The sequence below is a fragment of the Ruegeria sp. D1(2025) genome, from assembly GCF_056536425.1.
The window spans coordinates 196,741-221,050 of record NZ_JBQFPO010000003.1; the positions used below are offsets into that span (position 1 = coordinate 196,741).

The 24,310-nt window shown below is 57.5% G+C and carries 23 protein-coding genes; 13 read left to right on the top strand and 10 right to left on the bottom strand.

From position 1 onward, the window contains the following. The first annotated feature begins 92 nt into the window (after positions 1-92). Genes rho through ACR1XU_RS10415 form a run of 6 tightly spaced genes read left to right on the top strand, consistent with a single transcriptional unit; the run spans position 93 to position 6,889 of the window. Positions 93-1,364, top strand: a complete 1,272-nt coding sequence (rho, locus tag ACR1XU_RS10390; RefSeq protein WP_170619061.1) for a transcription termination factor Rho — start codon at positions 93-95, stop codon at positions 1,362-1,364. 30 nt (positions 1,365-1,394) lie between these two features. Continuing rightward, positions 1,395-2,681, top strand: coding sequence for a tRNA uridine-5-carboxymethylaminomethyl(34) synthesis GTPase MnmE (gene mnmE / locus ACR1XU_RS10395; RefSeq protein ID WP_480907314.1), 1,287 nt, complete (start codon positions 1,395-1,397; stop codon positions 2,679-2,681). A 12-nt stretch (positions 2,682-2,693) separates the two neighbouring features. Beyond that, complete coding sequence (mnmG, locus tag ACR1XU_RS10400) at positions 2,694-4,562, top strand: tRNA uridine-5-carboxymethylaminomethyl(34) synthesis enzyme MnmG (protein WP_480907312.1); 1,869 nt, start codon at positions 2,694-2,696, stop codon at positions 4,560-4,562. Continuing rightward, complete coding sequence (gene rsmG, locus ACR1XU_RS10405; protein WP_480907311.1) at positions 4,559-5,179, top strand: 16S rRNA (guanine(527)-N(7))-methyltransferase RsmG; 621 nt, start codon at positions 4,559-4,561, stop codon at positions 5,177-5,179. Before mnmG ends, rsmG begins: the two co-directional genes overlap by 4 nt. Continuing rightward, positions 5,172-5,975, top strand: coding sequence for an AAA family ATPase (locus ACR1XU_RS10410; protein WP_170612753.1), 804 nt, complete (start codon positions 5,172-5,174; stop codon positions 5,973-5,975). Before rsmG ends, ACR1XU_RS10410 begins: the two co-directional genes overlap by 8 nt. A 20-nt stretch (positions 5,976-5,995) precedes the next feature. Next, positions 5,996-6,889 carry a ParB/RepB/Spo0J family partition protein gene (locus tag ACR1XU_RS10415; protein WP_480907309.1) on the top strand — a complete coding sequence of 298 codons (894 nt, stop codon included), beginning with the start codon at positions 5,996-5,998 and terminating at the stop codon, positions 6,887-6,889. Here ACR1XU_RS10415 and ACR1XU_RS10420 read toward each other — a convergent pair. The 4 genes from ACR1XU_RS10420 to rph are packed head-to-tail and all read right to left on the bottom strand — an operon-like array spanning position 6,879 to position 9,704. Further along, positions 6,879-7,232: a YbaN family protein gene (locus ACR1XU_RS10420; RefSeq protein ID WP_170612749.1), complete on the bottom strand. Its 354-nt coding sequence runs from the start codon at positions 7,230-7,232 to the stop codon at positions 6,879-6,881. The genes ACR1XU_RS10415 and ACR1XU_RS10420 overlap by 11 nt on opposite strands. A gap of 3 nt (positions 7,233-7,235) precedes the next feature. After that, the gene (gene hemW / locus ACR1XU_RS10425) at positions 7,236-8,390 is read right to left on the bottom strand and encodes a radical SAM family heme chaperone HemW (protein ID WP_480907307.1); all 1,155 of its coding nucleotides are present in this window, start codon (positions 8,388-8,390) and stop codon (positions 7,236-7,238) included. Beyond that, entirely contained in the window at positions 8,380-8,994 is a 615-nt protein-coding gene (gene rdgB, locus ACR1XU_RS10430; protein WP_480907305.1) for an RdgB/HAM1 family non-canonical purine NTP pyrophosphatase, read from the bottom strand. Before rdgB ends, hemW begins: the two co-directional genes overlap by 11 nt. After that, a complete protein-coding gene (gene rph / locus ACR1XU_RS10435; RefSeq protein ID WP_480907303.1) occupies positions 8,991-9,704 on the bottom strand; it encodes a ribonuclease PH in 714 nt (237 codons plus the stop codon). The genes rdgB and rph overlap by 4 nt, the downstream gene beginning before the upstream one ends. Positions 9,705-9,816: 112 nt before the next feature. Between rph and hrcA the strand changes: the two genes are divergently transcribed. Continuing rightward, positions 9,817-10,881 carry a heat-inducible transcriptional repressor HrcA gene (hrcA, locus tag ACR1XU_RS10440; protein ID WP_170612741.1) on the top strand — a complete coding sequence of 355 codons (1,065 nt, stop codon included), beginning with the start codon at positions 9,817-9,819 and terminating at the stop codon, positions 10,879-10,881. 10 nt (positions 10,882-10,891) lie between these two features. Next, positions 10,892-11,455 carry a nucleotide exchange factor GrpE gene (locus tag ACR1XU_RS10445; protein ID WP_170612739.1) on the top strand — a complete coding sequence of 188 codons (564 nt, stop codon included), beginning with the start codon at positions 10,892-10,894 and terminating at the stop codon, positions 11,453-11,455. Between the two features lie 57 nt (positions 11,456-11,512). On the opposite strand, the gene mutS is transcribed toward ACR1XU_RS10445, so the two are convergent. Continuing rightward, on the bottom strand, positions 11,513-14,128 hold the full coding sequence (gene mutS / locus ACR1XU_RS10450; protein ID WP_480907358.1) for a DNA mismatch repair protein MutS: 2,616 nt from the start codon (positions 14,126-14,128) through the stop codon (positions 11,513-11,515). A 162-nt stretch (positions 14,129-14,290) separates the two neighbouring features. On the opposite strand from mutS, the gene ACR1XU_RS10455 reads away from it, so the two are divergent. Both ACR1XU_RS10455 and ACR1XU_RS10460 read left to right on the top strand, forming a co-directional pair. Then, the gene (locus ACR1XU_RS10455) at positions 14,291-16,546 is read left to right on the top strand and encodes an NADP-dependent malic enzyme (protein WP_321249909.1); all 2,256 of its coding nucleotides are present in this window, start codon (positions 14,291-14,293) and stop codon (positions 16,544-16,546) included. A gap of 3 nt (positions 16,547-16,549) precedes the next feature. Then, positions 16,550-17,422 (top strand): ribokinase, encoded by an 873-nt coding sequence (locus tag ACR1XU_RS10460; protein ID WP_170619055.1) that lies wholly within the window; start codon positions 16,550-16,552, stop codon positions 17,420-17,422. Here the strand turns inward: ACR1XU_RS10460 and msrA are convergent. The 3 genes from msrA to ACR1XU_RS10475 all read right to left on the bottom strand — a co-directional run bounded on the left by msrA (position 17,419) and on the right by ACR1XU_RS10475 (position 19,841). Then, positions 17,419-18,090, bottom strand: coding sequence for a peptide-methionine (S)-S-oxide reductase MsrA (gene msrA / locus ACR1XU_RS10465; protein WP_170680156.1), 672 nt, complete (start codon positions 18,088-18,090; stop codon positions 17,419-17,421). The genes ACR1XU_RS10460 and msrA overlap by 4 nt on opposite strands. Before the next feature lie 98 nt (positions 18,091-18,188). Beyond that, positions 18,189-18,470 carry an SCP2 sterol-binding domain-containing protein gene (locus ACR1XU_RS10470; RefSeq protein ID WP_170612731.1) on the bottom strand — a complete coding sequence of 94 codons (282 nt, stop codon included), beginning with the start codon at positions 18,468-18,470 and terminating at the stop codon, positions 18,189-18,191. 144 nt (positions 18,471-18,614) lie between these two features. Then, positions 18,615-19,841, bottom strand: a complete 1,227-nt coding sequence (locus tag ACR1XU_RS10475; RefSeq protein ID WP_170612729.1) for an argininosuccinate synthase — start codon at positions 19,839-19,841, stop codon at positions 18,615-18,617. Between the two features lie 141 nt (positions 19,842-19,982). Here ACR1XU_RS10475 and ACR1XU_RS10480 point away from each other — a divergent pair, with 141 nt between their 5' ends. Both ACR1XU_RS10480 and ilvA read left to right on the top strand, forming a co-directional pair. Next, entirely contained in the window at positions 19,983-20,744 is a 762-nt protein-coding gene (locus ACR1XU_RS10480) for a hypothetical protein (protein ID WP_170612727.1), read from the top strand. A gap of 58 nt (positions 20,745-20,802) precedes the next feature. Continuing rightward, positions 20,803-22,029: a threonine ammonia-lyase IlvA gene (ilvA, locus tag ACR1XU_RS10485; RefSeq protein WP_170807128.1), complete on the top strand. Its 1,227-nt coding sequence runs from the start codon at positions 20,803-20,805 to the stop codon at positions 22,027-22,029. A 16-nt stretch (positions 22,030-22,045) separates the two neighbouring features. On the opposite strand, the gene ACR1XU_RS10490 is transcribed toward ilvA, so the two are convergent. Continuing rightward, a complete protein-coding gene (locus tag ACR1XU_RS10490) occupies positions 22,046-22,375 on the bottom strand; it encodes an Hpt domain-containing protein (protein ID WP_170612723.1) in 330 nt (109 codons plus the stop codon). 161 nt (positions 22,376-22,536) lie between these two features. Here ACR1XU_RS10490 and ACR1XU_RS10495 point away from each other — a divergent pair, with 161 nt between their 5' ends. Then, positions 22,537-23,811 (top strand): PP2C family protein-serine/threonine phosphatase, encoded by a 1,275-nt coding sequence (locus tag ACR1XU_RS10495; RefSeq protein WP_480907300.1) that lies wholly within the window; start codon positions 22,537-22,539, stop codon positions 23,809-23,811. Here ACR1XU_RS10495 and ACR1XU_RS10500 read toward each other — a convergent pair. Next, positions 23,808-24,251 carry an NUDIX hydrolase gene (locus tag ACR1XU_RS10500; RefSeq protein ID WP_170612719.1) on the bottom strand — a complete coding sequence of 148 codons (444 nt, stop codon included), beginning with the start codon at positions 24,249-24,251 and terminating at the stop codon, positions 23,808-23,810. The genes ACR1XU_RS10495 and ACR1XU_RS10500 overlap by 4 nt on opposite strands. Positions 24,252-24,310 lie beyond the last annotated feature (59 nt).

The following is a 24,310-nucleotide window of genomic DNA, read 5'->3' on the forward strand; positions in this document are numbered from 1 at the left end:
TTATGTAGGGATCAACACGCCCGTCCGGGCGGCGTATCTTCCGTACTGAAATTCCACTTCGTGCCGCGATGCCAGCGGTGAAGGTATATATCATGACAACTGAAGCCCTGAATCTGGCCGACCTGAAAGCCAAAAGCCCCAAAGATCTTCTGGCGATGGCCGAAGAACTGGAGATTGAAAACGCCTCGACCATGCGGAAAGGCGAGATGATGTTCCAGATTCTGCGCGAACGCGCGGATGATGGCTGGACCGTTGGCGGTGATGGCGTGCTTGAAGTGCTGCAGGACGGATTCGGCTTCCTGCGCTCGCCCGAGGCGAACTATCTGCCGGGTCCGGACGATATCTATGTCTCGCCTGACATGATCCGCCTGCACTCACTGCGGACCGGGGACACGGTTGAAGGCGAGATCAAGGCACCAGATGAGAACGAACGTTATTTTGCGCTGACCAAGGTCACCAAGATCAACTTCGAAGATCCTGAGAAGGCCAAGCACAAAATCCTGTTCGACAACCTGACGCCGCTGTATCCGGATGAGCGTCTGAAGATGGAAATCGAAGATCCCACCATCAAGGACAAATCGGCGCGTGTCATCGACCTGGTTTCGCCAATTGGTAAAGGCCAGCGTTCGCTGATCGTCGCACCGCCGCGCACCGGTAAGACGGTGATCCTGCAGAACATTGCGCATTCGATCGAACAGAACCACCCGGAGTGCTACCTGATCGTCCTGCTGATCGACGAACGCCCTGAAGAGGTGACCGATATGCAGCGCTCGGTGAAGGGTGAGGTTGTGTCCTCGACCTTTGACGAACCGGCGACGCGCCACGTGGCGGTTTCGGAAATGGTGATCGAAAAAGCAAAGCGTCTGGTCGAACATAAACGAGATGTTGTTATTCTTCTCGACTCGATCACAAGACTTGGTAGGGCATTTAACACAGTAGTACCATCCTCAGGTAAAGTTCTGACCGGTGGTGTGGATGCAAATGCTCTGCAACGTCCCAAGCGATTCTTTGGTGCGGCGCGGAACATTGAAGAGGGTGGTTCGCTGACCATCATCGCAACCGCCCTGATCGATACCGGCAGCCGGATGGACGAGGTTATCTTTGAAGAATTCAAAGGTACAGGCAACTCGGAGATCGTTCTGGATCGCAAGATCGCAGACAAGCGCGTGTTCCCGGCGATCGACATCCTCAAGTCCGGTACCCGGAAAGAGGACCTGCTGGTCGACAAGGGTGATCTGGCGAAGACCTTCGTTCTGCGCCGAATCCTCAACCCGATGGGCACCACCGACGCGATCGAATTCCTGTTGTCGAAGTTGAAGCAGACCAAGACAAATGGCGAGTTCTTCGACTCGATGAATACCTGACACAGGTCTTAACCGACGCGAGGCCTTCGAATGGATACGATATTCGCCTTGGCCAGCGCGCAAGGCAAAGCAGGGGTGGCGGTTATCCGCCTCTCTGGTCCACGGGCGCATAAGGCTGCGGCAGAACTGACCCGCGGTACATTGCCTTCCCGCGGCATGCACCTCCGATCCCTGTATGCGCAGGACGGTGGGCGGTTGGATGATGGCCTTGTCCTGACCTTCGAAGGACCGGCCAGCTTTACCGGCGAAGATGTGGCTGAGCTGCAGATCCATGGCAGTACGGCTTCAGTGAACGCCGTTTTGCGCTGTCTGTCTGACATGGAAGATCTGCGGCTGGCTGAACCCGGAGAGTTTACGCGCAGAGCGTTGGAAAACGGCAAGATGGATTTGACGCAAGTCGAAGGTCTGGCCGATCTGATTGACGCGGAGACCGAAGCTCAGCGTAAACAGGCGCAAACGATTTTGGCCGGTGAATTGGGTGTTCTAGCCGAGCGCTGGCGTCGTGACCTTATCCGCGCCGCGTCCTTGTTGGAGGCCTTGATCGATTTTGCCGATGAAGACGTGCCGACAGATGTTACGCCTGAGGTGCGGTCGCTTGTATCGGGTGTCATGGATGACCTGCGCCGGGAAGCGGAAGGCGTAAAAATAGCCGAACGAATCCGAACAGGATTTGAAGTGGCCATCGTTGGTCTGCCGAATGCGGGCAAGTCCACTTTGTTGAATGCCTTGGCCGGGCGGGAAGCTGCAATAACCTCGGAATTTGCCGGAACAACCCGTGATGTGATCGAGGTTCGCATGGATCTTGCCGGGTTGCCGGTCACATTGCTGGACACGGCCGGGTTGCGCGAAACCGAGGATCACGTTGAAAGCCTAGGAATCGAACTGGCCCGAAAACGCGCCGAAGCTGCTGATTTGCGAGTATTTTTAGCTGATTCTCCGCAAGATCTGGGTGTTCCTATGAGCGAAGGAGATATCCAGGTCTTTCCTAAATCCGACCTGCGTTCACATTCTAAAGGTGGAATATCAGGGAGAACCGGGGAAGGGATAGATCAGCTAATCTCCCAGATATCGTGTGTCTTGGCGCATCGATCTACCAGCCATGGTATCGCCACGCGCGAACGGCACCGTGTATCGCTGAACAAAGCTCTGCAATCCTTGTCCGACGCAACAAGCGTTCTTGAATCAGGCCCGGATCTGTATGATATCGCAGCCGAGGAACTACGCTCAGCCATACGCGCCCTTGAATCACTGGTCGGCAGAATAGATGTAGAAAGCTTGTTGGATGAAATATTCTCCAGCTTCTGCCTTGGTAAGTAGGGAGTGTTTCACGTGAAACATTCAATGTTTGATGTCGTCGTAATTGGTGCCGGTCACGCCGGAACCGAAGCCGCACATGCCGCAGCTCGGTTGGGTGCCACCACCGCATTGGTCACCTTGTCTGAAACGGATATCGGGGTAATGTCCTGCAATCCGGCAATCGGCGGGCTGGGCAAGGGGCATCTGGTTCGGGAAATTGATGCCCTGGGCGGCGTCATGGGTCAGGTCGCCGATCAGGCTGGTATTCAATTTCGCCTGCTTAATCGCCGCAAGGGTCCGGCCGTGCAGGGCCCCCGAACACAGGCTGACCGCGCGTTGTATCGGTCCGCCATGCAAGCGACGACGAAAAGACAGGAAAACCTGTCCGTGATTACCGGGGAAGTCGTCGACTTCCTGATGGATGGATCACGAGTTGCCGGAGTTCAACTGGCTGATTCATCAGAGATTCACGCGAAAACTGTTATTCTGACCTCAGGCACTTTCCTTCGGGGCGTGATACATATCGGAGATGTGTCAAAGCCCGGAGGTCGGATGGGGGACCGGCCATCGGTGAAACTGGCGGAGCGCCTGGACGGATTTGATCTTCCGATGTCACGTCTCAAAACCGGGACACCACCGCGATTGGACGGCAGAACCATCGATTGGTCGGGACTGGATGAGCAAAAGGGCGATGAGGATCCAACATTCTTTTCGTTCCTGACAAAAACAGCGGTCGCGCCACAAATTTCATGCGGGATCACCCATACCAACGAACGTACCCACGAGATAATTCAAAACAACCTGTCCCGATCGGCAATGTATGGCGGTCACATAGACGGTGTTGGGCCCAGATATTGCCCTTCGATCGAAGACAAAATCGTTAGGTTTGCGGACAAGGATTCCCATCAGATTTTCCTTGAACCAGAAGGTGTGAACGAACACACAATCTACCCGAATGGAATTTCGACATCTCTGCCTCAGGATGTTCAACTGGCCTATGTGCGGTCCATAAAGGGACTCGAGGCCGCTGAAATACTGCAACCTGGATATGCGATCGAATATGATTACGTGGACCCACGTGTTCTGACGAGCTCACTGTCTTTGCCTGATGTACCGGGTCTATATCTTGCGGGTCAGATCAACGGTACCACAGGATATGAGGAAGCGGCGGCACAAGGTATGGTCGCAGGTCTGAATGCGGCCTTGGAAGCGCAAGTGCGGGATCCGGTTCACTTTACAAGGGCCGACAGCTATATCGGTGTCATGATCGACGATCTGACAACGCGTGGTGTGGCAGAACCCTATCGAATGTTTACATCTCGGGCAGAATTCAGACTGTCCCTTCGTGCTGACAATGCAGATCAACGGTTGACGCCAATCGGAATAAAACTGGGCTGTATTGATGAACATCGAAAAAACCAGTTTGAAGAAAAGGTTAAAAAGCTGGATCAGGCTAAATCTCGCCTGAAAGAACAAAGCTTCACGCCACAGGAAGTGCGGGCAGCAGGAATCAATGTCAACCAGGACGGAAACCGCAGGGATGGAATGGCAATCCTTGCCTTCCCAGATGTCAGTTTTCAGGATTTGATCCCGCTACTTCCGGATCTTGAACAGGTCGAAGATGAAATTCGGTTGCAGGTCGAGCGAGACGCGCTTTATGCGAATTATATCGCGCGCCAGCAAAGGGATGTCGAAGCTATGAAGCGGGATGAATCCTATGAAATCCCACGAGATTTCGATTATTTCGGGATGGATGGGCTTTCTTCCGAGATGAAGCAAAAACTCTCGTCAGCAAGGCCCGAAAATATTGCACAGGCCAGTCGGGTCGAAGGCGTTACTCCTGCCGCTCTGGCACTGGTTCTTGCAAAACTAAGGCGCGGCCTGAAAGCCCGGAAAGCATGAACTCAGAGCTTGCCTTGTTTGACGGGCTGAATGTTTCACGTGAAACATTTGCTCGGTTTGAGACCTACGTAGATTTGGTGAATCGCTGGAACCCTAAGATCAACCTTGTTTCGAAAAACAGTCTTTCGGAGATCTGGACACGCCACATCCTGGATTCCGTGCAGGTATTCCGTTGTGTCGAGAGCTTTGGGCATTGGGTGGATCTGGGCAGCGGAGGGGGCTTCCCGGGCATGGTTTGCGCACTTATGGCCATTGATGAAGCACCTGATACCAGATTTACTTTCCTGGAAAGCGATCAGCGAAAATCGGCTTTCTTGCGAAATGTAGCCCGGGAGTGCGGGGCAAATTGCACTGTAGTTTCCAAGCGGATTGAGTTGGCGGAACCTGCCGGGGCAGATGTACTATCCGCCAGGGCATTGGCCGATCTGAGCAAACTATTGTCGTTCTGCGACAGGCATTTAGCGGATTCCGGCGTAGCGCTGTTCCCAAAAGGCGCCAACTGGAAAAAAGAACTGGAAGAAGCGCGTGAGGAATGGAATTTTGATGTTGAGCCAATTAGAAGTTTAACCGAACCCCAAGCCGTTATCCTTAAGGTCAAAGGAGTATCACGTGGTTGATCTGTCTCGCCCGGAAGGGCCTCGGATAATTGCGGTTGCCAATCAGAAGGGTGGGGTAGGGAAAACCACAACAGCGATCAACTTAGCGGCAGGCCTCGCCGAAGCGGGGTGCAAAGTTCTGGTTGTGGACCTTGATCCGCAGGGGAACGCGTCGACCGGTCTGGGCGTCGAGGACCGCGACTGGACGACCTATGACCTGATTCTTGACGATGCTCCGCTGGAGGCGGTGGTTCAGGAAACGGAAATCGACGGGCTTTTTGTTGTCCCAGCCACTGTCGATCTGAGTTCAGCCGACATTGAGCTTATTTCAAATGAAAAACGCAGCTATCTGCTTCACGATGCGCTACGTCAGACCGCAATTGACAAATTTGAGTTGGACTATGTGCTGATCGATTGCCCGCCGTCCCTGAATTTGCTGACGGTCAACGCCATGGTTGCGGCCCATTCGGTGCTGGTTCCGTTGCAAAGCGAGTTCTTCGCACTTGAGGGGCTGTCTCAGTTGATGCTGACTATTCGAGAGGTTCGCCAGACCGCAAATCCGGACCTGAGAATCGAAGGTGTTGTGTTGACCATGTATGACAACCGCAACAACTTGTCCCGCCAGGTTGAAAAAGACGCGCGTGACAATCTGGGTGAGATGGTATTTAAAACCAAGATACCCAGAAATGTTCGGGTCAGCGAAGCGCCGTCTTATGCGTTGCCGGTCTTGCAGTACGACTCGGGGTCTCTGGGGGCGATGGCCTACCGTCATCTGGCCCGGGAAGTCATGCAAAAAAATAACAGAGCCGCCGCCTAGGTAGCAGTGAGGAGGCCGACGTGAACGTCAAAAAAACAAAATCCCGGGGATTGGGGCGGGGATTGTCGGCCCTTATGGCTGATGTCGCAACTGAAACAGATGGGCGCGGCTTCTCTGAATCCCGCCGCCCTGATCTCAAGGTTCCGATCGAAAAACTGCGTGCGAACCCGAACCAGCCACGCCGGACTTTCTCAACCGATCAGTTGGATGAACTTGCGGCGTCGGTAAAAGAAAAGGGCATCATCCAGCCGCTGATCGTGCGCCAGATCAATGGTAGCGAGTATGAGATCGTTGCGGGGGAGCGACGGTGGCGGGCTGCACAGATGGCGCAGCTGCACGACATCCCGGTCATTGTTCGTGACTTTGACGACACCGAGGTTCTGGAAGTTGCCATCATTGAAAACATCCAGCGCGCTGATCTGAACGCGGTGGAAGAGGCCGCCGGCTATAAACAGTTGATGGATCGCTTTGGCCACACGCAGGAAAAGCTTGCAGAAGCCTTGGGCAAAAGCCGCAGCCACATAGCCAACCTACTCCGCCTTCTGTCTCTGCCAATTGACGTTCAAACCCTTGTTATTGAAGGGAAATTGTCCGCAGGACATGCGAGGGCGCTGATCACGGCCGAAAACCCGTCTGAATTGGCAAAAATTGTCGTCCGAGATGGGTTGTCTGTACGAGCAACCGAAGCTTTGGTCAAAAAGAAGCAAGACGGTCCGGCAACAACGGCACCCAGGGCCAGAAATCTGGATGCGGGCAAGGATGCGGATACCCGAGCGCTGGAAAAAGATCTTTCGGCTATACTTGCGATGAAAGTGTCCATCAATCACAAGGCCGGAACTGAATCGGGCCAAGTTGTTTTGACCTATGAAAACCTGGATCAGTTGGACGATTTGTGCGCCAAGCTCAGCCGTTAGGTCGGGTCCAGATGAAACCCATTACGCCGCCCAGAACCAGGGCCTGAATGATCAGGACGTGGGCTGGCAGGGAAAGCAGAACAGATAATCCAAACACGGCGGCAACTGACAAGGTTGCCGCCTTTTTTGCGGCTGGGCGGATCGCACCGGAGCTTTGCCAATCCAGAATCATCGGGCCAAAGGTCCTGTGGGTGATCAGCCAATTGTGCAACCGGGATGAGGAGCGCGCGAAGAAAAACGCTGCAAGCAGCAAGAACGGCACCGTTGGAAGCAACGGCAGGACAATCCCCACAACCGCCAGTGCCACGCATAGCAACCCCAGTCCGGCCCAAAGAAACTGCATGCGCTACTCCAACAATTCGCGGATCACGGCATTCAGCACCGCGCGACCGTCTTTGGTTGCAAAAAGTCGGTTTTGATCACGACTGATCATCCCGTAGGACTCGAGCTCATCCAATTTGTCCGGATTCAACGGGGCTTTGGAAAGGGTTGCGAACCGGTCCATGTCCAGCCCCTCGGCAATGCGCATTCCCATCAACAGGTATTCATTTGCCTGATCTTTTGATGACAGGGCGGTTCGGGACTTTTCGCCATTGCCGCTCAAAGCAGCCGTCAGCCACCTGGTCGGAGACAAATAGGTTTCGGTCGCCATCTTTTGCCCCGACAGCGTCAGGCGCCCATGTGCACCAGGGCCAATGCCGACGTAATCTCCGTACCGCCAGTATATAAGGTTGTGTCGGGATTCCGCGTCTGTGCGGGCATGATTTGAAATCTCGTATGCCGGCAGACCATGAGCTTCGCAAATCTCCTGCGTGGCCAGGTACATATCTGCCGCACTGTCATCTTCCGGAAGCCCGCGCAGTTTGCCGACCGCATAGCGGTCACCGAAAGCCGTGCCTTCTTCGATTGTCAGCTGATAAAGCGACAGGTGGTCCACCGCCATGCCCAGTGCTTCGGTCAACTCCGGTTTCCACGCCTCCAGCGTTTGGTGCTGGCGGGCATAGATCAGGTCGAAGCTGACGCGGTCAAAACAGTGACGGGCAATGTCGAACGCCGCTTGCGCTTCGGCCACTGTGTGAATGCGTCCCAAACGGCGCAGATCATCATCGTTCAGGGCCTGAATGCCCATCGAAATGCGATTGACCCCGGCGTCGCGATAGGCGGCAAAGCGTCCGGCCTCGACCGAACCGGGATTGGCTTCCAGTGTAATTTCAAGGCTGTTAGACGGGCGCCACAGGCTGCGCGCCTGCTCGATCACACCAGCAACGGTTTCCGGCGCCATCAAAGATGGTGTTCCGCCGCCAAAGAAGATCGTGTTCAGAACCCGGCCTGGCGTTTCGGCGGCCGAGCGGTTCAGCTCAGCAAGAAACGCTTCAAGCCATTGTTTTTGATCGATATTTCTGGAAACATGGCTGTTGAAGTCACAATAGGGGCATTTGGCCTCGCAAAAAGGCCAATGCACATACAGGCCAAAGCCCCCGTTGCGCCAATCATCCGCCAAAGCAGCCTTTCACGAACATTTCCACCGCGCGGCCGCGATGGCTGATCTTGTTCTTTTCCCAGCGATCCATCTCGGCAAAGGTAATGTCGTATCCGTCAGGGACAAACATCGGGTCATAGCCAAAACCACCTTCACCCCGAATGGGCCAGACAAGGTGGCCCGGCGCGATGCCTTCGAACACCTCATCATGTCCATCGGGCCAGGCCAGAACCAGCGTGCTGCGGAATTGCGCGGTACGAGGATGGGCGGCGTCTTTGGCCTCCAATTCGTTGTGCGCGCGTGTCATGGCCATCAGGAAATCGCGGCCATTGCCGGTTTCGGCCCAATCGGCGGTGTAAACACCGGGCGCGCCGTCCAGCGCGTCGATGGTGATCCCGGAATCGTCCGACAGGGCAGGCAGGCCGGTCGCCTTGGCGGCGGCATGGGCTTTGATCCGGGCGTTACCGACGAATGTATCCTCGGTTTCCTCGGGTTCCGGCAAATTCATCTCAGCCGCGCCCACAACGGTCACACCAAAGGGTTCGAGGAGATGCGCCATCTCCTCAAGTTTTCCTTTGTTGTGCGTGGCCACCAGCAGCCTGTCGCCGTCGAACTTGCGGGTCATGCGGCGGCGGCCTTTTGCGCTGCAGCCAATTCCGCCACGCCCTTTTCCGCCAAATCCATAAGCTGGTCCATCTGAGTGCGACTAAAGACAGACCCTTCAGCGCTAATCTGTACCTCGATCAGCTTGCCCGACCCGGTCATGATAAAGTTGCCATCGACGCCGGCTTCGCTGTCTTCGGGGTAGTCCAGATCCAGTACCGGCTGGCCTGCGTATATACCGCAAGAAACTGCTGCAACAGGGTCCACCAAGGGGTCCGAGATCACATCGCCAGTTTTCATCAGTTTGTTGACTGCCAAACGCAAGGCAACCCATCCACCGGTGATCGAAGCGCAGCGAGTGCCGCCATCGGCCTGGATCACATCACAATCCACGGTGATCTGACGCTCGCCCAGTGCAACTCGATCCACACCGGCGCGCAGGGCGCGGCCGATCAGGCGCTGGATTTCCACGGTGCGTCCGCCTTGCTTGCCCGATGCCGCCTCGCGCCGCATTCTTGTATTGGTCGCGCGGGGCAGCATGCCGTATTCGGCTGTGACCCAGCCAAGGCCCGAGCCTTTGATAAAGGGCGGCACACGATCCTCGATCGTGGCGGTACACAACACATGGGTATCGCCCATCTTGATCAGACAGGAACCTTCGGCATGTTTGGTAAAGCCCGTTTCAATTGAAACCGGGCGCATTTCGTTTAGATCACGTCCAGAGGGTCGCATTGAAAATCCTTTGTTTGCTGGCTTGGGGATAACGCCCCCTTGGCTTACGATGCAACCCCGATTGACCTTTCAATTGCCTGCGATTTAATGACGACCCAGCAGGGGACCGCCGATGAGCGAAGCAAGTAAAATTCTGAACGAGATGAATGACCGGTCGCGCGAGGTGTTCCGGCTGATCGTTGAGAGTTATCTGGACAGTGGTGAGCCCGTAGGAAGCCGGACCCTGACTCGCACCCTGTCGGAAAAAGTCAGCGCCGCGACCGTGCGCAACGTGATGCAGGATCTGGAGTTTTTGGGCTTGCTCGACAGCCCGCATATCAGTGCGGGTCGGGTGCCGACGCAAATGGGCCTGCGGATGTTTGTCGATGGTCTGCTTGAGGTTGGCGATCTGCGAGCGGATGACCGGCAAAAGCTGGATGAGACATTAGGCTCTAACGCGGGTGATGTGGGGGGAATGCTGGACCGGGTCGGTTCCGCCTTGTCACACGTGACACATGGCGCATCACTGGTTCTGACCCCAAAACACGAATCCGAGATCAAGCATATCGAGTTTGTATCGCTGGCTCATGACCGGGCCCTGGTGGTTCTGGTTTTTGCGGACGGACATGTTGAGAACCGGCTGTTCACACCACCGCCCGGCCAGACACCCAGTTCGATGCGGGAGGCTGCAAATTTCCTGAATGCGCTGATTGAGGGCCGGACGCTGAGCGAAGTGCGGCGCCAGATGCAGACCCAGATCGATGCGCGGAAGCAGGAAATCGATGTGCTGGCGCGCGGGATGGTCGAAAGCGGCATGGCCGCCTGGGACGGCGATGCGGGCGACTCGGCCCGTTTGATCGTGCGGGGGCGGGCGAATCTGTTGGGGGAGACCGGCGCGACCGAGGAACTGGACCGCATTCGAACGCTGTTTGATGACCTGGAACGCAAGCGGGACATCGCGGAATTTCTGGAACTGACCGAAGAAGGCGAGGGTGTGCGCATTTTTATCGGCTCAGAGAACAAACTTTTCTCACTTTCGGGTTCCTCTTTGGTGGTGTCTCCATATATGAACGCTGATCGTAAGATAATTGGTGCGGTCGGGGTCATCGGGCCCACGCGTCTGAATTATGGACGGATCGTGCCGATCGTGGATTATACGGCGCAACTGGTCGGCAAGCTGATATCCGACCGGAGCTAGAGGGTAAGAGATGGCAGAGCCCAAGAACGAAGAATTTCTGGATGATATCGCAACCGCCGAGGCGGAAGAACTTGCTGAGGAGCTGATGGATATCAGCGAAGAGGCGCTGGAGATCGATGCGCTGCGCGCTGAGCGGGACGATTTCAAGGACAAGTTCATGCGCGCCCTGGCGGATGCGGAAAACGCGCGCAAGCGGGGCGACAAGGCGCGCCGCGATGCGGAACAGTATGGCGGATCGAAACTGGCCCGTGACATGCTGCCGGTCTACGACAACATGAAGCGCGCGCTTGAGACTGTGACGGATGAACAGAAAGAGGTTGCCGCCGGTCTGATCGAAGGCGTTGAACTGACCATGCGGGCCTTGAAGGACGTGTTCCAGAAGCACGGAATCGAAGTGATCACGCCCGAGGTTGGCGACCGGTTCGATCCGAATGTGCATGAAGCGATGTTCGAAGCCCCGGTGCCGGGGACTCGTGCGGGTGATATCATTCAGGTTTCGGCCGAGGGGTTCATGCTGCATGACCGCCTGCTGCGTCCGGCGCAGGTCGGGGTATCGTCGATGCCTGCGAACTGATTGGCTTCTTTGAAGCCAAGCCTTCGGCGAGAGTATTTTGAAAAGATGAAGGGGCGGTCATGATCTGGCCGCCTCTTTCAGTTTGTAGATAAGGTCAAGTGCGTCCCGCGGGGTCAGTTCGTCCGGCAGAACTTGATCCAGCAGGTCGGTAACGGGCGAGGCTTTCGGTGCCGGTGGCGGTGGAGGTGGCGCAGCCGAAAACAAAGGCAGGTCGTCGATCAGGGCCTTTTGTTTGCCACCTTCGCGTTCGGTTTTTTCCAGCTGGTCCAGAACAATGCGGGCCCGTTCGACCACAGATGCCGGCAGTCCGGCGAGCTGCGCGACCTGAACTCCGTAGGATCTGTCGGCCGCGCCCTTGTGAACTTCGTGAAGGAAGATGACTTCTCCCTCCCATTCCTTGACGGCGACAGTCGCGTTTTCGACGCCATCCAGTTGTCCGGCAAGAGCGGTCAGTTCGTGGTAGTGAGTAGCAAACAGGGCGCGGCACTGGTTGGCGGCGTGAAGATGTTCCAGCGTGGCCCAAGCGATGGACAGACCGTCATAGGTGGCGGTACCGCGACCGATTTCATCAAGAATGACCAGCGCGCGGTTATCCGCCTGATTGAGGATAGCGGCGGTTTCGACCATTTCGACCATAAAGGTCGAGCGCCCACGGGCCAGATCGTCTGATGCTCCGACGCGGCTGAACAACTGGCTGACAAGACCGATATGCGCCTGTTCAGCGGGGACATAGCTGCCCATCTGGGCCAGCAAAGCAATCAGTGCATTCTGGCGCAGAAACGTTGATTTACCGGCCATGTTTGGACCGGTCAGCAGCCAGATCGCCGCACCATCATTGGCGCTGAGATCGCAGTCATTCGCGATGAAGGCGTCACCGCTTTGCTGGCGTAATGCGTGCTCGACAACCGGATGTCTGCCCCCCTGGACATCGAATGTACGCGAGGCGTCGACTTGCGGGCGACACCAGTTTTCACCACGCGCCAGATCCGCCAGAGCGGTGGTCAGATCCAGTTCGGCCAGACCGCGCGCGGCTTGGTTCAGGCGCGCGGCTTTGTCCAGAATTTCGTCAGAAAGCTTTTGATAGAGCCGCTTTTCGATCTCCAGCGCCAGATTTCCTGCGTTCAGGATGCGGGTTTCGATCTCAGACAGTTCAACCGTGGTGAAGCGTACTTGGTTCGCGGTCGTCTGGCGGTGGATATAGGTTTCACTGAAGGGCGGGTTCAGCATCTTCTGGGCATGGGTGGCCGTCGTTTCAATGAAGTAGCCCAGCACATTGTTGTGCTTGATCTTTAGTGACGTGATACCGGTATGTTCCGCGTATTTCTGCTGAAAGCCCGCGATGACCGAGCGGCCTTCGTCGCGTAAGGTGCGGGCCTCGTCCAGCTCGGCGTCATACTCCGGGGCGATGAAACCACCGTCGCGGGCCAGCAGCGGGGGTTCTGCGACAAGGGCATCATCAAGCAGGTTCAGGAGGTCATCGAAGCCAACCAGATTTTGCAACGCCGTTGCCAGAAGGACAGGCAAGTCCCGGTCCGCACAAAGCTCGGCAATTGCCGCTGCTTGTGTCAGGCCGTTGCGAATGGCCGCGAGATCGCGCGGACCGCCGCGATCCAGTGACAGGCGAGACAAGGCCCGATCCAGATCAGGGGTTTTCCTCAGCGCCTCGCGCAGGTCCGAAGCGATCAGGCTGTCTTCGGTCGCAAAACTCACCGCATCCAACCGCCCGTGGATGACATTCAGATTGCGGGAGGGGCTGGAGAGGCGCTGCTCCAAAAGACGCGCGCCGCCCGGTGTGACGGTTCGGTCGACCACAGACAGCAGTGAACCGGCGCGGCCTCCAGACAGGGATCGGGTGAGTTCCAGATTGCGCCGAGTTGCGCTGTCGATCTGAACAACGCGGTCTTCGGATTCCTTGAGCGGGGTTTGCAGCAGCGGCAGTTTGCCCTTTTGTGTGATTTCCAGATAGGCGATCAGCGCGCCCATGGCCGAAATCTCTGCGCGCCCAAAACTGCCGAATGCGTCCAGGGCGCTTACGTGAAACAATCCGCAGATACGCTTTTCCGCCGCGGTGCTGTCAAAGCTGGCGCGCCCGATCGGGGTTAGCGAGACACCAAGATCACGGGCAGGTTCGTTCAGTTTGTCCTGAACTCCATCGGCCACGATCAACTCGGATGGCGCCAGCCGGGCCAGTTCAGGGCTAAGACGCACGGACGTCAAAGGCATCACGTGAAACGCCCCGGTCGAGATATCGGCCCAGGCCAAGGCGGCTTCATCCCGGACCTCGGCATAAGCGGCCAGAAAGTTGTGGCGGCGAGCCTCCAACAACGCGTCTTCGGTCAGCGTTCCGGGTGTCACAAGACGCACAACATCGCGCTTTACGACCGATTTAGAGCCTCTTTTTTTCGCTTCCGCCGGGCTTTCCATCTGCTCGCAGACGGCGACTCGGAAACCTTTTCGGATCAGTGTCAGCAGATACCCCTCGGCGGAATGCACGGGCACGCCGCACATGGGGATGTCGGCTCCGTTGTGCTTGCCCCGTTTGGTCAGCGCGATATCCAGCGCCTCGGCGGCGTTGACGGCGTCTTCAAAGAACATCTCGTAAAAATCGCCCATGCGATAAAACAGCAGGGCGTCGGCATGGGCCTCTTTGATTTCGAGATATTGCGCCATCATCGGCGTGACTGTGGACAAGGCTGATCCCTTCTGGCGTATTCCGGACGCGACCTTACAAATCCCGCATCTTCTGTAAAAGCCGAAAACTCATTCCCGTTGAGGCGCGCGTTCTCCTGCGCTATGAGGCAATCGTCCCGCAGATGTAAAGAAACGACCCATCACATGCCCAAAGCGAAGATCACCAACGAAGAGGCGCTGGCCTTTCACCTGGAACCAACCCCCGGAAAATGGGAGGTGCAGGCCACCGTTCCCATGACCACGCAGCGGGATCTGTCGCTGGCCTACAGCCCCGGTGTCGCTGTTCCATGTGAAGCAATCGCCGAAGCGCCGGAAACGGCCTATGACTATACCAACAAGGGCAACCTGGTGGCCGTGATTTCGAACGGGACCGCTGTGCTGGGTCTGGGAAATCTGGGCGCGCTGGGCTCGAAACCGGTGATGGAAGGCAAATCGGTCCTGTTCAAACGGTTCGCCGATGTGAACTCGATCGACATCGAACTGGATACCGAGGACCCGGATGAGTTCTGCCGCGCCGTGCGTCTGATGGGGCCGACTTTTGGCGGCATCAATCTTGAGGATATCAAAGCGCCCGAATGCTTCATCATCGAACAGCGTCTGAAGGAAGAGATGGACATTCCGGTCTTCCACGACGACCAGCACGGCACTGCAGTGATCTGTGCGGCGGGTCTGCTGAACGCGCTGCATATCTCGGGCAAGAAGATTGAAGATGTGAAGATCGTCCTGAACGGTGCGGGTGCTGCAGGGATCGCCTGTATCGAACTGCTCAAGGCGATGGGCGCGCGGCATGACAACTGTATTGTGTGCGACACCAAGGGTGTGATCTATCAGGGCCGGACCGAGGGTATGAACCAGTGGAAATCGGCCCACGCGATCTCGACGGAGCTGCGTACGCTGGACGAGGCCATGAAGGGTGCCGACGTCTTCCTGGGCGTGTCGGTCAAGGGTGCGGTCACGCAGGACATGGTGGCCAGCATGGCCGACAATCCGGTGATCTTTGCGATGGCGAACCCCGACCCCGAGATCACTCCGGAAGAGGCGCACGAGGTTCGGGTAGATGCCATCGTTGCAACCGGTCGCAGCGACTATCCGAACCAGGTGAACAACGTTCTGGGTTTTCCCTACCTGTTCCGCGGGGCGCTGGACATCCATGCCCGTGCCATCAATGACGAGATGAAAATCGCTTGTGCCCATGCTTTGGCCAATCTGGCACGCGAGGACGTGCCGGATGAGGTTGCCATGGCCTATGGCAAATCTCTGACATTCGGACGGGATTACATCATTCCGACGCCGTTTGACCCGCGCCTGATCCACCGCATCCCGCCTGCCGTGGCCAAGGCTGGGATGGATACCGGTGCGGCCCGCCGTCCGATCATCGACATGGACGCCTATGAGCTGAGCCTGAAATCCCGCATGGACCCGACGGCCAGCATCCTGCGCGGTCTGAACGCTCGCGCCCGCGCCGCGCAAAGCCGGATGATCTTTGCCGAGGGTGACGATCCCCGTGTGTTGCGCGCAGCCGTGATGTATCAGCGTTCGGGTTTCGGCAAGGCCCTGGTCGTTGGCCGACCCGATGACGTCAAGAAAAAGCTCGAGGACGCCGGCCTCGGGGACGCAGTGCGTGAGCTGGAGGTGGTGAATGCAGCAAACACCACGCATCTCGAGACTTACAAATCTTTCCTGTACAACCGGCTTCAGCGTAAAGGCTTTGATTCCAAGGATATTCACCGCCTTGCCGCGCGGGACAGGCATGTGTTTTCATCCCTGATGCTGGCCCACGGCCACGCAGACGGGCTTGTGACCGGTGCGACGCGAAAATCCGCGCATGTTCTGGATCGTATCAATCACGTGTTCGATGCCGACGCCACTCATGGAGCGGCCGGGGTTACGGCGCTGCTGCATAAGGGGCGCATCGTTCTGATCGGTGACACGCTTGTCCATGAATGGCCGGACGAGAACGACCTGGCCACAATCGCCGAACGCTCGGCCGCCGTGGCGCGCCATATGGGGATCGAACCGCGGGTCGCCTTTGTCAGCTTCTCGACCTTCGGGTATCCGGTCTCGGAGCGGGCGGAAAAGATGCACCGCGCGCCAGCGGTTCTGGACCAGCGCGGCGTCAACTTCGAATACGAAGGCGAGATGACCGTGGATGTTGCGCTGAACGTGGATCAGCAGGCGGCATATCCGTTCTCGCGTCTGACCGGCCCGGCCAATATCCTGATCGTGCCTGCGCGTCACTCAGCGTCGATTTCAACCAAGCTGATGCAGGAAATGGGCGGCGCGACGGTGATTGGCCCGATCCTGTCCGGGGTCGACAAGCCGATCCAGATCTGCTCGACCGTATCGACGGCGAATGACATTCTGAATATGGCCATCCTGGCCTCTTGCGATATCGGGTAAGTCATGACGATCTGGAACCTCGGTTCAATCAACGCGGATATGGTTTATGCCCTGCCGCACCTGCCTGCGCCGGGGGAAACTCTGGCCGCAAATGGGCTGGAGCGTTTTTTGGGCGGCAAAGGGGCGAACATGTCCGTCGCCGCTGCGCGGGCCGGGTCGCATGTCTGCCATATCGGGGCAGTTGGTCCAGATGGGCGCTGGGCAAAGGACCGGCTGACAGAATACGGCGTGGACACCCGCCACATTGCCGAAGTTGACACACCTACAGGCCATGCGATCATCGCGGTGGATGCGCAGGGCGAGAACCTGATCGTCCTGTATCCTGGCGCCAATCATGCATTGCAGGCCGATCAGTTGGGCCAGGCACTGTCCGCGACCGATACTGGCGATCTGCTGGTGATGCAGAACGAAACCAACGCGCAGGTCGAAGCGGCCCGGCTGGGGCACGAACTGGGTCTGACCGTCTGTTACGCCGCAGCCCCGTTTCAGGCCGATGCGGTCAAGGCGGTTTTACCTTACCTCGATTTCCTGATCCTGAACGAGGTGGAGGCCGAGCAGCTACAGCAGGAAACCGGTCTGAACGCCAATGATCTGCCCGTCCGGCATGTCATCGTAACCCTCGGATCAAAAGGCGCGCGCTACTATCAACGGGGTGCCGAACCACAGGACTTTCCAGCCCATGCGGTCAAGGCTGTCGATACAACAGGCGCGGGGGATACATTCACCGGCTACGTACTGGCTGGAATGGACCGGGGGCTGCCGATGGAGCAGGCCATCGCACAGGCGACCCGCGCCGGCGCCCTGATGGTCATGCGGCACGGGACGGCTGACGTTATTCCCGATCTGAAGGAAGTGCGGGCAGCTCGGTTCGACTAGGACCCGGCGAAGGGCGCATCACTGCCCCACAGTTGTTTGACCCGCGCATCGCGTCCGCATGCTTTGCGGTAGGCCTTGTAAGCGCTGCTCTGACGTTTGGGGCCAAAGCGGGTTAAGACCAGTTTGTCGCCTTTGTAATAATCCTGATGGTATTTTTCGGCCGGGTAGAACGTGGATGCGTTCAGAATGGGTGTGACCACCGTTTGCCCCAATGCTGATTGCGCATTGGACTTGGCTTTTTCCGCCAGCACCTTTTCCCCTGTGTTAGAGACGAAGATGGCCGTCCGATAGCTGTCGCCCCGGTCGCAGAACTGCCCACCGGCATCGGTTGGGTCGACCGAGCGGAAAAACATGTTCAGCAGCGTTTCACGTGACACACGCGACGGATCGAAGGTGATCTGAACGGCTTCGTAGTGTCCGGTTCCGCCACGTGTCACCTGCTTGTAGGTCGGATTGTCCACCGTGCCGCCCGTATAACCCGAAACGGCGCCGGTCACGCCCGGGACGGATTCAAAATCGGATTCAACACACCAGAAACAGCCGCCCGCAACCGTCAGTGTCTCGGTCCCGGCGGCAGGCGCTGGCAGTGCGCGCAGCAGCGCGGCCAGAACGATCAGAATGAACAGCAGGGTCGGTTTGAAACAAACGGCATTTGCAGTCCGGGTCATGGCAGGTCTCCTTCCAGAGACAGGCTGCCCCGTGTTCCCCGATCATGCAATCCGCTGACATCGTTTGTCACATGCTGGTGAAGCGAAGTTATCGCGCGCTAACCCAGCAACTGCCCCAGCTTCATCGCCACGCCCATGTTGCCCGAGATTTTCAGCTTGCCCATCGCGATGCCCGTCATCGGGTTCAGCTTGCCGGTCAGCAGCTTTGTCAGGTTGTCCCTGGAAATCCGAATGGTGCAGTCAGTGTCCTGATCCGTCGTCGACGCCATGTTGTCCGCCAGAACGATGACGCCATCCGCGCCGCAATCGAATTTGAGCGATCCGTCAAAGCTTTTGCCGTTCAGACCTTTCTGAATTCCGTCGGCGATCTCTTGCAGCATGTGTTGTCCTTTTCCCAATTGACCTTTGCGTAAGGACAAACGGGGGCCGCGGGCAAGGGTGACGCAACAGGAACCGCAGCACGCAACAAAATAACCCCGGCACCGGATTGCGGGCCGGGGTTTTAGAATTCGGTCGAGCAGGGCTTATTTTGAAAGCCGCTTGTCCCGCGCCGCCAGTAGTTTCAGGCGCAGGGCGTTCAGCTGGATGAATCCGGCTGCGTCCTTCTGATCATAGGCACCGGCGTCTTCCTCGAAGGTCACATGCGCCTCGGAATACAGCGAATGATCCGACCAGCGGCCCACGGTCGAGGCCAGGCCTTTGTACAGTTTCACACGCACGGTGCCGGTGACGTGTTCCTGAGACCTGTCAATTGCGGCCTGCAGCATTTCCCGCTCGGGCGAGTACCAGAAGCCGTTGTAGATCAGCTCGGCATATTGCGGCATCAGCTGGTCTTTCAGATGCATCGCGCCGCGGTCCATTGTAATGGACTCGATCCCGCGATGCGCCTCCAGCAGGATGGTGCCGCCCGGCGTTTCATAGATGCCGCGCGATTTCATGCCCACGAACCGGCCTTCGACCAGATCGAGACGGCCAATACCGTGCTTGCCGCCATATTCGTTCAGCTTGGTCAGAATGGTTGCGGGGCTCATCGCCTCACCATTGATGCTGACCGCATCGCCTTTTTCAAAGCCGATTTCGATGAATTCCGGCTCGTTCGGCGCATCCTCGGGGTGGACGGTGCGTTGGTAGACATAGTCGGGCGCCATATCGGCGGGATCTTCCAGAACTTTGCCCTCGGACGAGGTGTGCAGCAGGTTGGCGTCGACCGAGAAGGGCGCCTCACCGCGTTTGTCTTTGGCAATCGGGATCTGGTTCGCCTCGGCAAATTCCAGCAGCTTGGTGCGGCTGGTCAGGTCCCACTCCCGCCACGGGGCGATGACCTTGATGTCGGGGTTCAGCGCATAGGCCGCCAGTTCAAAGCGGACCTGATCGTTGCCCTTGCCGGTTGCGCCATGGGCGACGGCATCGGCACCGGTGGCTTGCGCAATCTCGACCAGACGTTTTGAAATCAGCGGACGCGCGATCGAAGTGCCCAGCAGGTACAATCCTTCGTACTGCGCATTGGCGCGGAACATCGGGAAGACGAAATCGCGGACAAATTCCTCGCGGATGTCCTCGATATAGATATTCTCGGGCTTGATCCCCAGCAGTTCAGCCTTTTTGCGGGCGGGTTCCAGTTCCTCACCCTGACCCAGGTCGGCGGTAAAGGTTACGACCTCACAGCCATACTCGGTCTGCAGCCATTTCAGAATGATCGAGGTATCAAGGCCACCGGAATAGGCCAGAACAACTTTCTTGGGCGCGGACATCTGACTTCCCCTTATGCGTAGAACGCTTGGCCCCTAGCGGGTTTTGGACCCGGGGGCAAGCTGTGTGGATTGACGCAGGGCGGGAATTGGGGTGAAACAGTTGGAAAGAGAACAAGGATTGGTTGAGAGGGCGGTTTTCAGATGCTGGGTTGGGAGATTTTTGCGCATTCGGTGCGGATGGTATTCGGGAATTTCAGACAGGTTTTGCAGATCGCACTGGGACCGGCCGTGATCGCAACCGCCGTGATCGTCGGGCTGTTTCTGCTGCTGGGAATTCCACTCGAGTCGTTTGATGACACCGCCAATGCGTCGCCAGAAAACCTTGGTTCGATTACGGTCTTTACCTTTTTGGTTGTCGTCGTGGTGTTCATCGTGATGTTCTGGATCGCCGTGTCCTGGCACAGGTTCATATTGTTGGAAGAATACCCCAGCGGGCTGTTGCCCACATTCCGCTTCGACAGAATTCTCGCCTATCTTGGCCGCTTTGTTTTGTTGGGCCTGTTGATGGCAATCGGGTTCATACCGGTCGGACTAATTCTGTCTGTCCTGGGTGAAAGCGCCGGACTGATCGCGGTTGTCATAAGCTTCGGTGCCGCGCTAGTTCTGGTTGTTTGCTTCTACCGCTTGTCCATCATCCTGCCGGCTGCCGCGATCGGCAACCCGATTACACTGGGCGATGCATGGAACCGAACATCGGGTGTGGCTGGGGCGATTGTTGTTCTGCTAGTGGTCAGTTTTGTGTTTCAGATCCTGGTGCAGTTTGCGCTTGCGGCGCTTGCCATTATCCCGGTTCTGGGCGTTTTGCTGACCGTGTTTTTCGGATCTCTCATTCTGCCGATGATCAATGTCAGCATCCTGACCACGATGTATGGGATCTTTGTCGAAAAACGCGAACTCACCTGAGCCGCGTACACATATGTATTCCTTGCCCTTCTCGCACTGATGCGGCACTGAAACGGTCATGACTGATTTCATGACCCGCGCCCGTGCCGCCGAACAGGCGATGCGCACCGTGTTTCCGCCAACGCCGTTGCAGCGGAACGCCCACCTGTCCGACCGGTTTGGGGCTGATATCTGGCTCAAACGTGAAGACCTCAGCCCGGTGCGGTCTTACAAGATCCGGGGCGCGTTCAACGCCATGCGCAAGCAGCCGGGTCAGGATCTGTTCGTTTGCGCCAGCGCGGGCAATCACGCGCAAGGCGTGGCCTTTATGTGCAAGCACATGGGTGTGAACGGTGTGATTTTCATGCCCGTGACCACCCCGCAGCAAAAAATTCAGAAAACCCGGATCTTCGGCGGTGACAATATCGAGATTCATCTGACCGGGGACTATTTCGACGACACGCTGAAGGCGGCGCAAAAATGGTGTGCGGAAAAAGGCGGGCATTTCCTGTCGCCGTTCGACGATGAGGATGTGATCGAAGGGCAGGCCTCGCTTGCAGTCGAGATCGAGGAACAGCTGGGCGGTGTGCCTGATCACCTGCTGTTGCCGGTGGGCGGCGGCGGGATGTCGGCGGGTGTGGCGACCTGGTTCGGGGATCGCACCCATTGCCTGTTCGTGGAACCGGCAGGCGGGGCCTGCCTGCGCGCGGCGTTGGCGGCGGGTCATCCGGTGGCGCTGGATCGCGTCGACACATTTGTCGATGGCGCCGCCGTCGGCCGGATTGGCGAAAAGCCCTTTGAACTGCTGCGCAATTGCCACCTGTCGGATGTCCTGGTGATGTCCGAAGATCGTATTTGCGCCACCATGATCGAGATGCTGAATGTCGAAGGCATCGTTCTGGAGCCCGCCGGTGCGCTGGCGGTCGAGGCGGTGACGGATGTTCAAAGCTTTGTGCGCGGCAAGACGGTGGTTTGCGTCACCTCGGGCGGCAACTTCGATTTCGAGCGTCTGCCCGAAGTGAAGGAGCGGGCGCAGCGCTATTCCGGCGTCAAAAAGTATTTCATCCTGCGCCTGCCCCAGCGCCCCGGTGCGTTGAAAGAGTTTCTGGGCATTCTCGGCCCCGAGGATGACATCGCGCGCTTCGAATATATGAAGAAATCGGCGCGCAATTTCGGCTCGGTCCTGATCGGGATCGAAACCCGCAAGCCGGAAAACTTCATGCGGCTGTTTGCGCATCTGGACGAGGCCGGGTTCACCTATACCGACATAACTGAAGACGAAACACTGGCCCAGTTTGTGATCTGAGCGCAAAAAACAGCCTCTAACTAAGGCTCTCCGCCCGGTTTGCTAAAAATACTGCCCGGGATTCATCGTAGGCGGTCAGGATTGCGTTCAGATCCACATTGTCGCCTTCACCGGCTGCTGCCCGCCGTTCGCCATCCTGGCAAAGTTTGGAAAACTGATCGAATCCCAGGCTCAGCGCGCTGCCCTTCAGGAAATGCAGGTTTTGTTCCAGTTCTGCCCGCGTGGTATCATTGTGCAAACGCGCAAGAGCTTCCTGAACCTCATCCAGAAAGATCTGCACCACCTCGTCAAACTCGTCGGCGCCAACCTCATCCCGCAATTGTCTGACCCTGTGCCAGTGGATCATGGTGCCCTTCCCGCCTCGTTCTGTTGGCCATGGAATTAACATCTGTGCGGTAAAGGTCCGGTTAAGCCGGTCGAAGAAACCTCGGATTGCACCTTCATCGGATGTTAAATCACCGCGCGCTAGGGTTGTGACATTCGAAAACGCGTGCGGTGCAGAGGGTGATGGTGTCAGGACCCGGACAGGCGGAAGCCAGCGCAGAGCTGGAGTTTGGTGCGATCCGCAGGGTGCTGGTCGTGGATGACAGCCGCCTGCAACGGCGCATTCTGGTCGCATCCCTCAGAAAATGGGGGTTCGAGGTGATCGAGGCGGACGGCGGTGAAGCCGCCATTGCCTTATGTGCCGAAAGCCTTCCGGATCTGGTTGTCAGCGATTGGGTCATGCCGGGGATGAGCGGGCTGGAATTCTGCCGCGCCTTCCGGGCGCTGGGCGGCGATCACTACAGCTATTTCATCCTTCTAACTTCCAAAAGCGAAAAGCAGGAGGTCGCGCGCGGGCTGGATGCCGGTGCAGACGATTTTCTGATCAAACCGCTCGAGGCGGATGAGTTGCGCGCCCGTATCTCGGCCGGTGCACGCATTCTGGATATGCAACGCGAACTGTCGGAAAAGAACCGTCTGATCGAAAACGCGCTGAACGAGTTGAAGCAGGCCCACGACGCCATCGACAAGGACCTGATGCAGGCCCGAAAGATCCAGCAGTCACTGGTGCCCGAGTTCAGCCGGGAATTCGGCAAATCCCGGGTCAGTCTGTTGCTCAAACCATGTGGCCACATTGGCGGTGACCTTGTTGGCATGTTTTCCCCCGGCATCAATCGCCTTGGGTTTTACAGCATTGATGTGTCCGGGCACGGCATCACTTCGGCGATGATGACGGCGCGTCTTGGCGGGTATCTGTCAAGCACACACTTCGATCAGAACGTGGCGATGGAGCGTCGGTTCGACAAGTTCTATGCCTTGCTTCCACCGGAACAGGTCGCTGCAACGCTCAACTCACGCCTGATGGCGGATGCCGGTGTCGAAGAATATTTCACGATGGTCTACGCCATTGTCGATCTGCGCAACGGTCATGTGAAAATGGTGCAAGCAGGGCATCCGCACCCGCTTCTGCTGCGCCAGGATGGCAGCGCTGAGTTTCTGGGTGAGGGCGGTCTGCCGATCGGCTTGCTGCCGGATGTTCACTTCCAACAGACCGAACTCTACCTCAGGCCCGGCGACAGGTTGATGCTGTATTCCGATGGGTTCACGGAATGCCGCCTGGCCGATGGCGGTTTGCTGGACGAATCCGGATTGCAGCAAATGGCGCTGGGCTGCGCGTCGGACCGGGCAGGAAGCGAGTTTCTGGACGACATGTTCTGGCAGCTCACCCAGACCGCTTCGCCCGGTGAAGGCATGGACGACGATGTCTCGGCAGTATTTTTTGAGTTCAATGTTTGTTAGAGCCTGTTCAAATGAAGTCTGGCAAAGTGCCGATCGCCGCCGTTGCCCAACATCTCAACCGCGTCCGCGCCATGCATCCACAATGCTTCGTGAAAGGGTTCGCTGGGCGGGCCCATGCGGCGCACAGGCCTTGCGCGATAGATCAGGCAAACCTTTTCGGCCCACAGATCGTATTCCGGCATGAACGTGAACCGTCGAAACGCGCCGATGCGCCGGGGCGCGGCGATTTGCCAACCTGTCTCCTCGTAAACCTCGCGGTGCAGCGCAGTGATCGGGGATTCGCCGGGATCGATACCGCCACCGGGTAACTGAAGGTCTGGCCCAGGTTCGGTCTGGCAGGTCAGCAACAGGTGCCGGCCTCGCGGCAGCAGACCGTAAACGCCCACCCTGCGTATGTACTTGCGCCCCGGTTCCGGGGTTTCACCGAACCGTCTGATCATGTATGGCCCCTTACAACCCAATCTGTTCGACCTATATGGTGGCGGTATGCCAACCCGTG

What these genes read in the sequence shown, in the direction of transcription:
- rho (WP_170619061.1), top strand. Translation starts at nt 93, where the DNA reads ATGACAACTGAAGCCCTGAATCTGGCCGACCTGAAAGCCAAAAGCCCC.
- mnmE (WP_480907314.1), top strand. Translation starts at nt 1,395, where the DNA reads ATGGATACGATATTCGCCTTGGCCAGCGCGCAAGGCAAAGCAGGGGTG.
- rsmG (WP_480907311.1), top strand. Translation starts at nt 4,559, where the DNA reads ATGAACTCAGAGCTTGCCTTGTTTGACGGGCTGAATGTTTCACGTGAA.
- ACR1XU_RS10420 (WP_170612749.1), bottom strand. Translation starts at nt 7,232, where the DNA reads ATGCAGTTTCTTTGGGCCGGACTGGGGTTGCTATGCGTGGCACTGGCG.
- rdgB (WP_480907305.1), bottom strand. Translation starts at nt 8,994, where the DNA reads ATGACCCGCAAGTTCGACGGCGACAGGCTGCTGGTGGCCACGCACAAC.
- rph (WP_480907303.1), bottom strand. Translation starts at nt 9,704, where the DNA reads ATGCGACCCTCTGGACGTGATCTAAACGAAATGCGCCCGGTTTCAATT.
- hrcA (WP_170612741.1), top strand. Translation starts at nt 9,817, where the DNA reads ATGAGCGAAGCAAGTAAAATTCTGAACGAGATGAATGACCGGTCGCGC.
- ACR1XU_RS10445 (WP_170612739.1), top strand. Translation starts at nt 10,892, where the DNA reads ATGGCAGAGCCCAAGAACGAAGAATTTCTGGATGATATCGCAACCGCC.
- mutS (WP_480907358.1), bottom strand. Translation starts at nt 14,128, where the DNA reads ATGATGGCGCAATATCTCGAAATCAAAGAGGCCCATGCCGACGCCCTG.
- ACR1XU_RS10455 (WP_321249909.1), top strand. Translation starts at nt 14,291, where the DNA reads ATGCCCAAAGCGAAGATCACCAACGAAGAGGCGCTGGCCTTTCACCTG.
- ACR1XU_RS10460 (WP_170619055.1), top strand. Translation starts at nt 16,550, where the DNA reads ATGACGATCTGGAACCTCGGTTCAATCAACGCGGATATGGTTTATGCC.
- msrA (WP_170680156.1), bottom strand. Translation starts at nt 18,090, where the DNA reads ATGACCCGGACTGCAAATGCCGTTTGTTTCAAACCGACCCTGCTGTTC.
- ACR1XU_RS10470 (WP_170612731.1), bottom strand. Translation starts at nt 18,470, where the DNA reads ATGCTGCAAGAGATCGCCGACGGAATTCAGAAAGGTCTGAACGGCAAA.
- ACR1XU_RS10475 (WP_170612729.1), bottom strand. Translation starts at nt 19,841, where the DNA reads ATGTCCGCGCCCAAGAAAGTTGTTCTGGCCTATTCCGGTGGCCTTGAT.
- ACR1XU_RS10480 (WP_170612727.1), top strand. Translation starts at nt 19,983, where the DNA reads ATGCTGGGTTGGGAGATTTTTGCGCATTCGGTGCGGATGGTATTCGGG.
- ilvA (WP_170807128.1), top strand. Translation starts at nt 20,803, where the DNA reads ATGACTGATTTCATGACCCGCGCCCGTGCCGCCGAACAGGCGATGCGC.
- ACR1XU_RS10490 (WP_170612723.1), bottom strand. Translation starts at nt 22,375, where the DNA reads ATGATCCACTGGCACAGGGTCAGACAATTGCGGGATGAGGTTGGCGCC.
- ACR1XU_RS10495 (WP_480907300.1), top strand. Translation starts at nt 22,537, where the DNA reads ATGGTGTCAGGACCCGGACAGGCGGAAGCCAGCGCAGAGCTGGAGTTT.
- ACR1XU_RS10500 (WP_170612719.1), bottom strand. Translation starts at nt 24,251, where the DNA reads ATGATCAGACGGTTCGGTGAAACCCCGGAACCGGGGCGCAAGTACATA.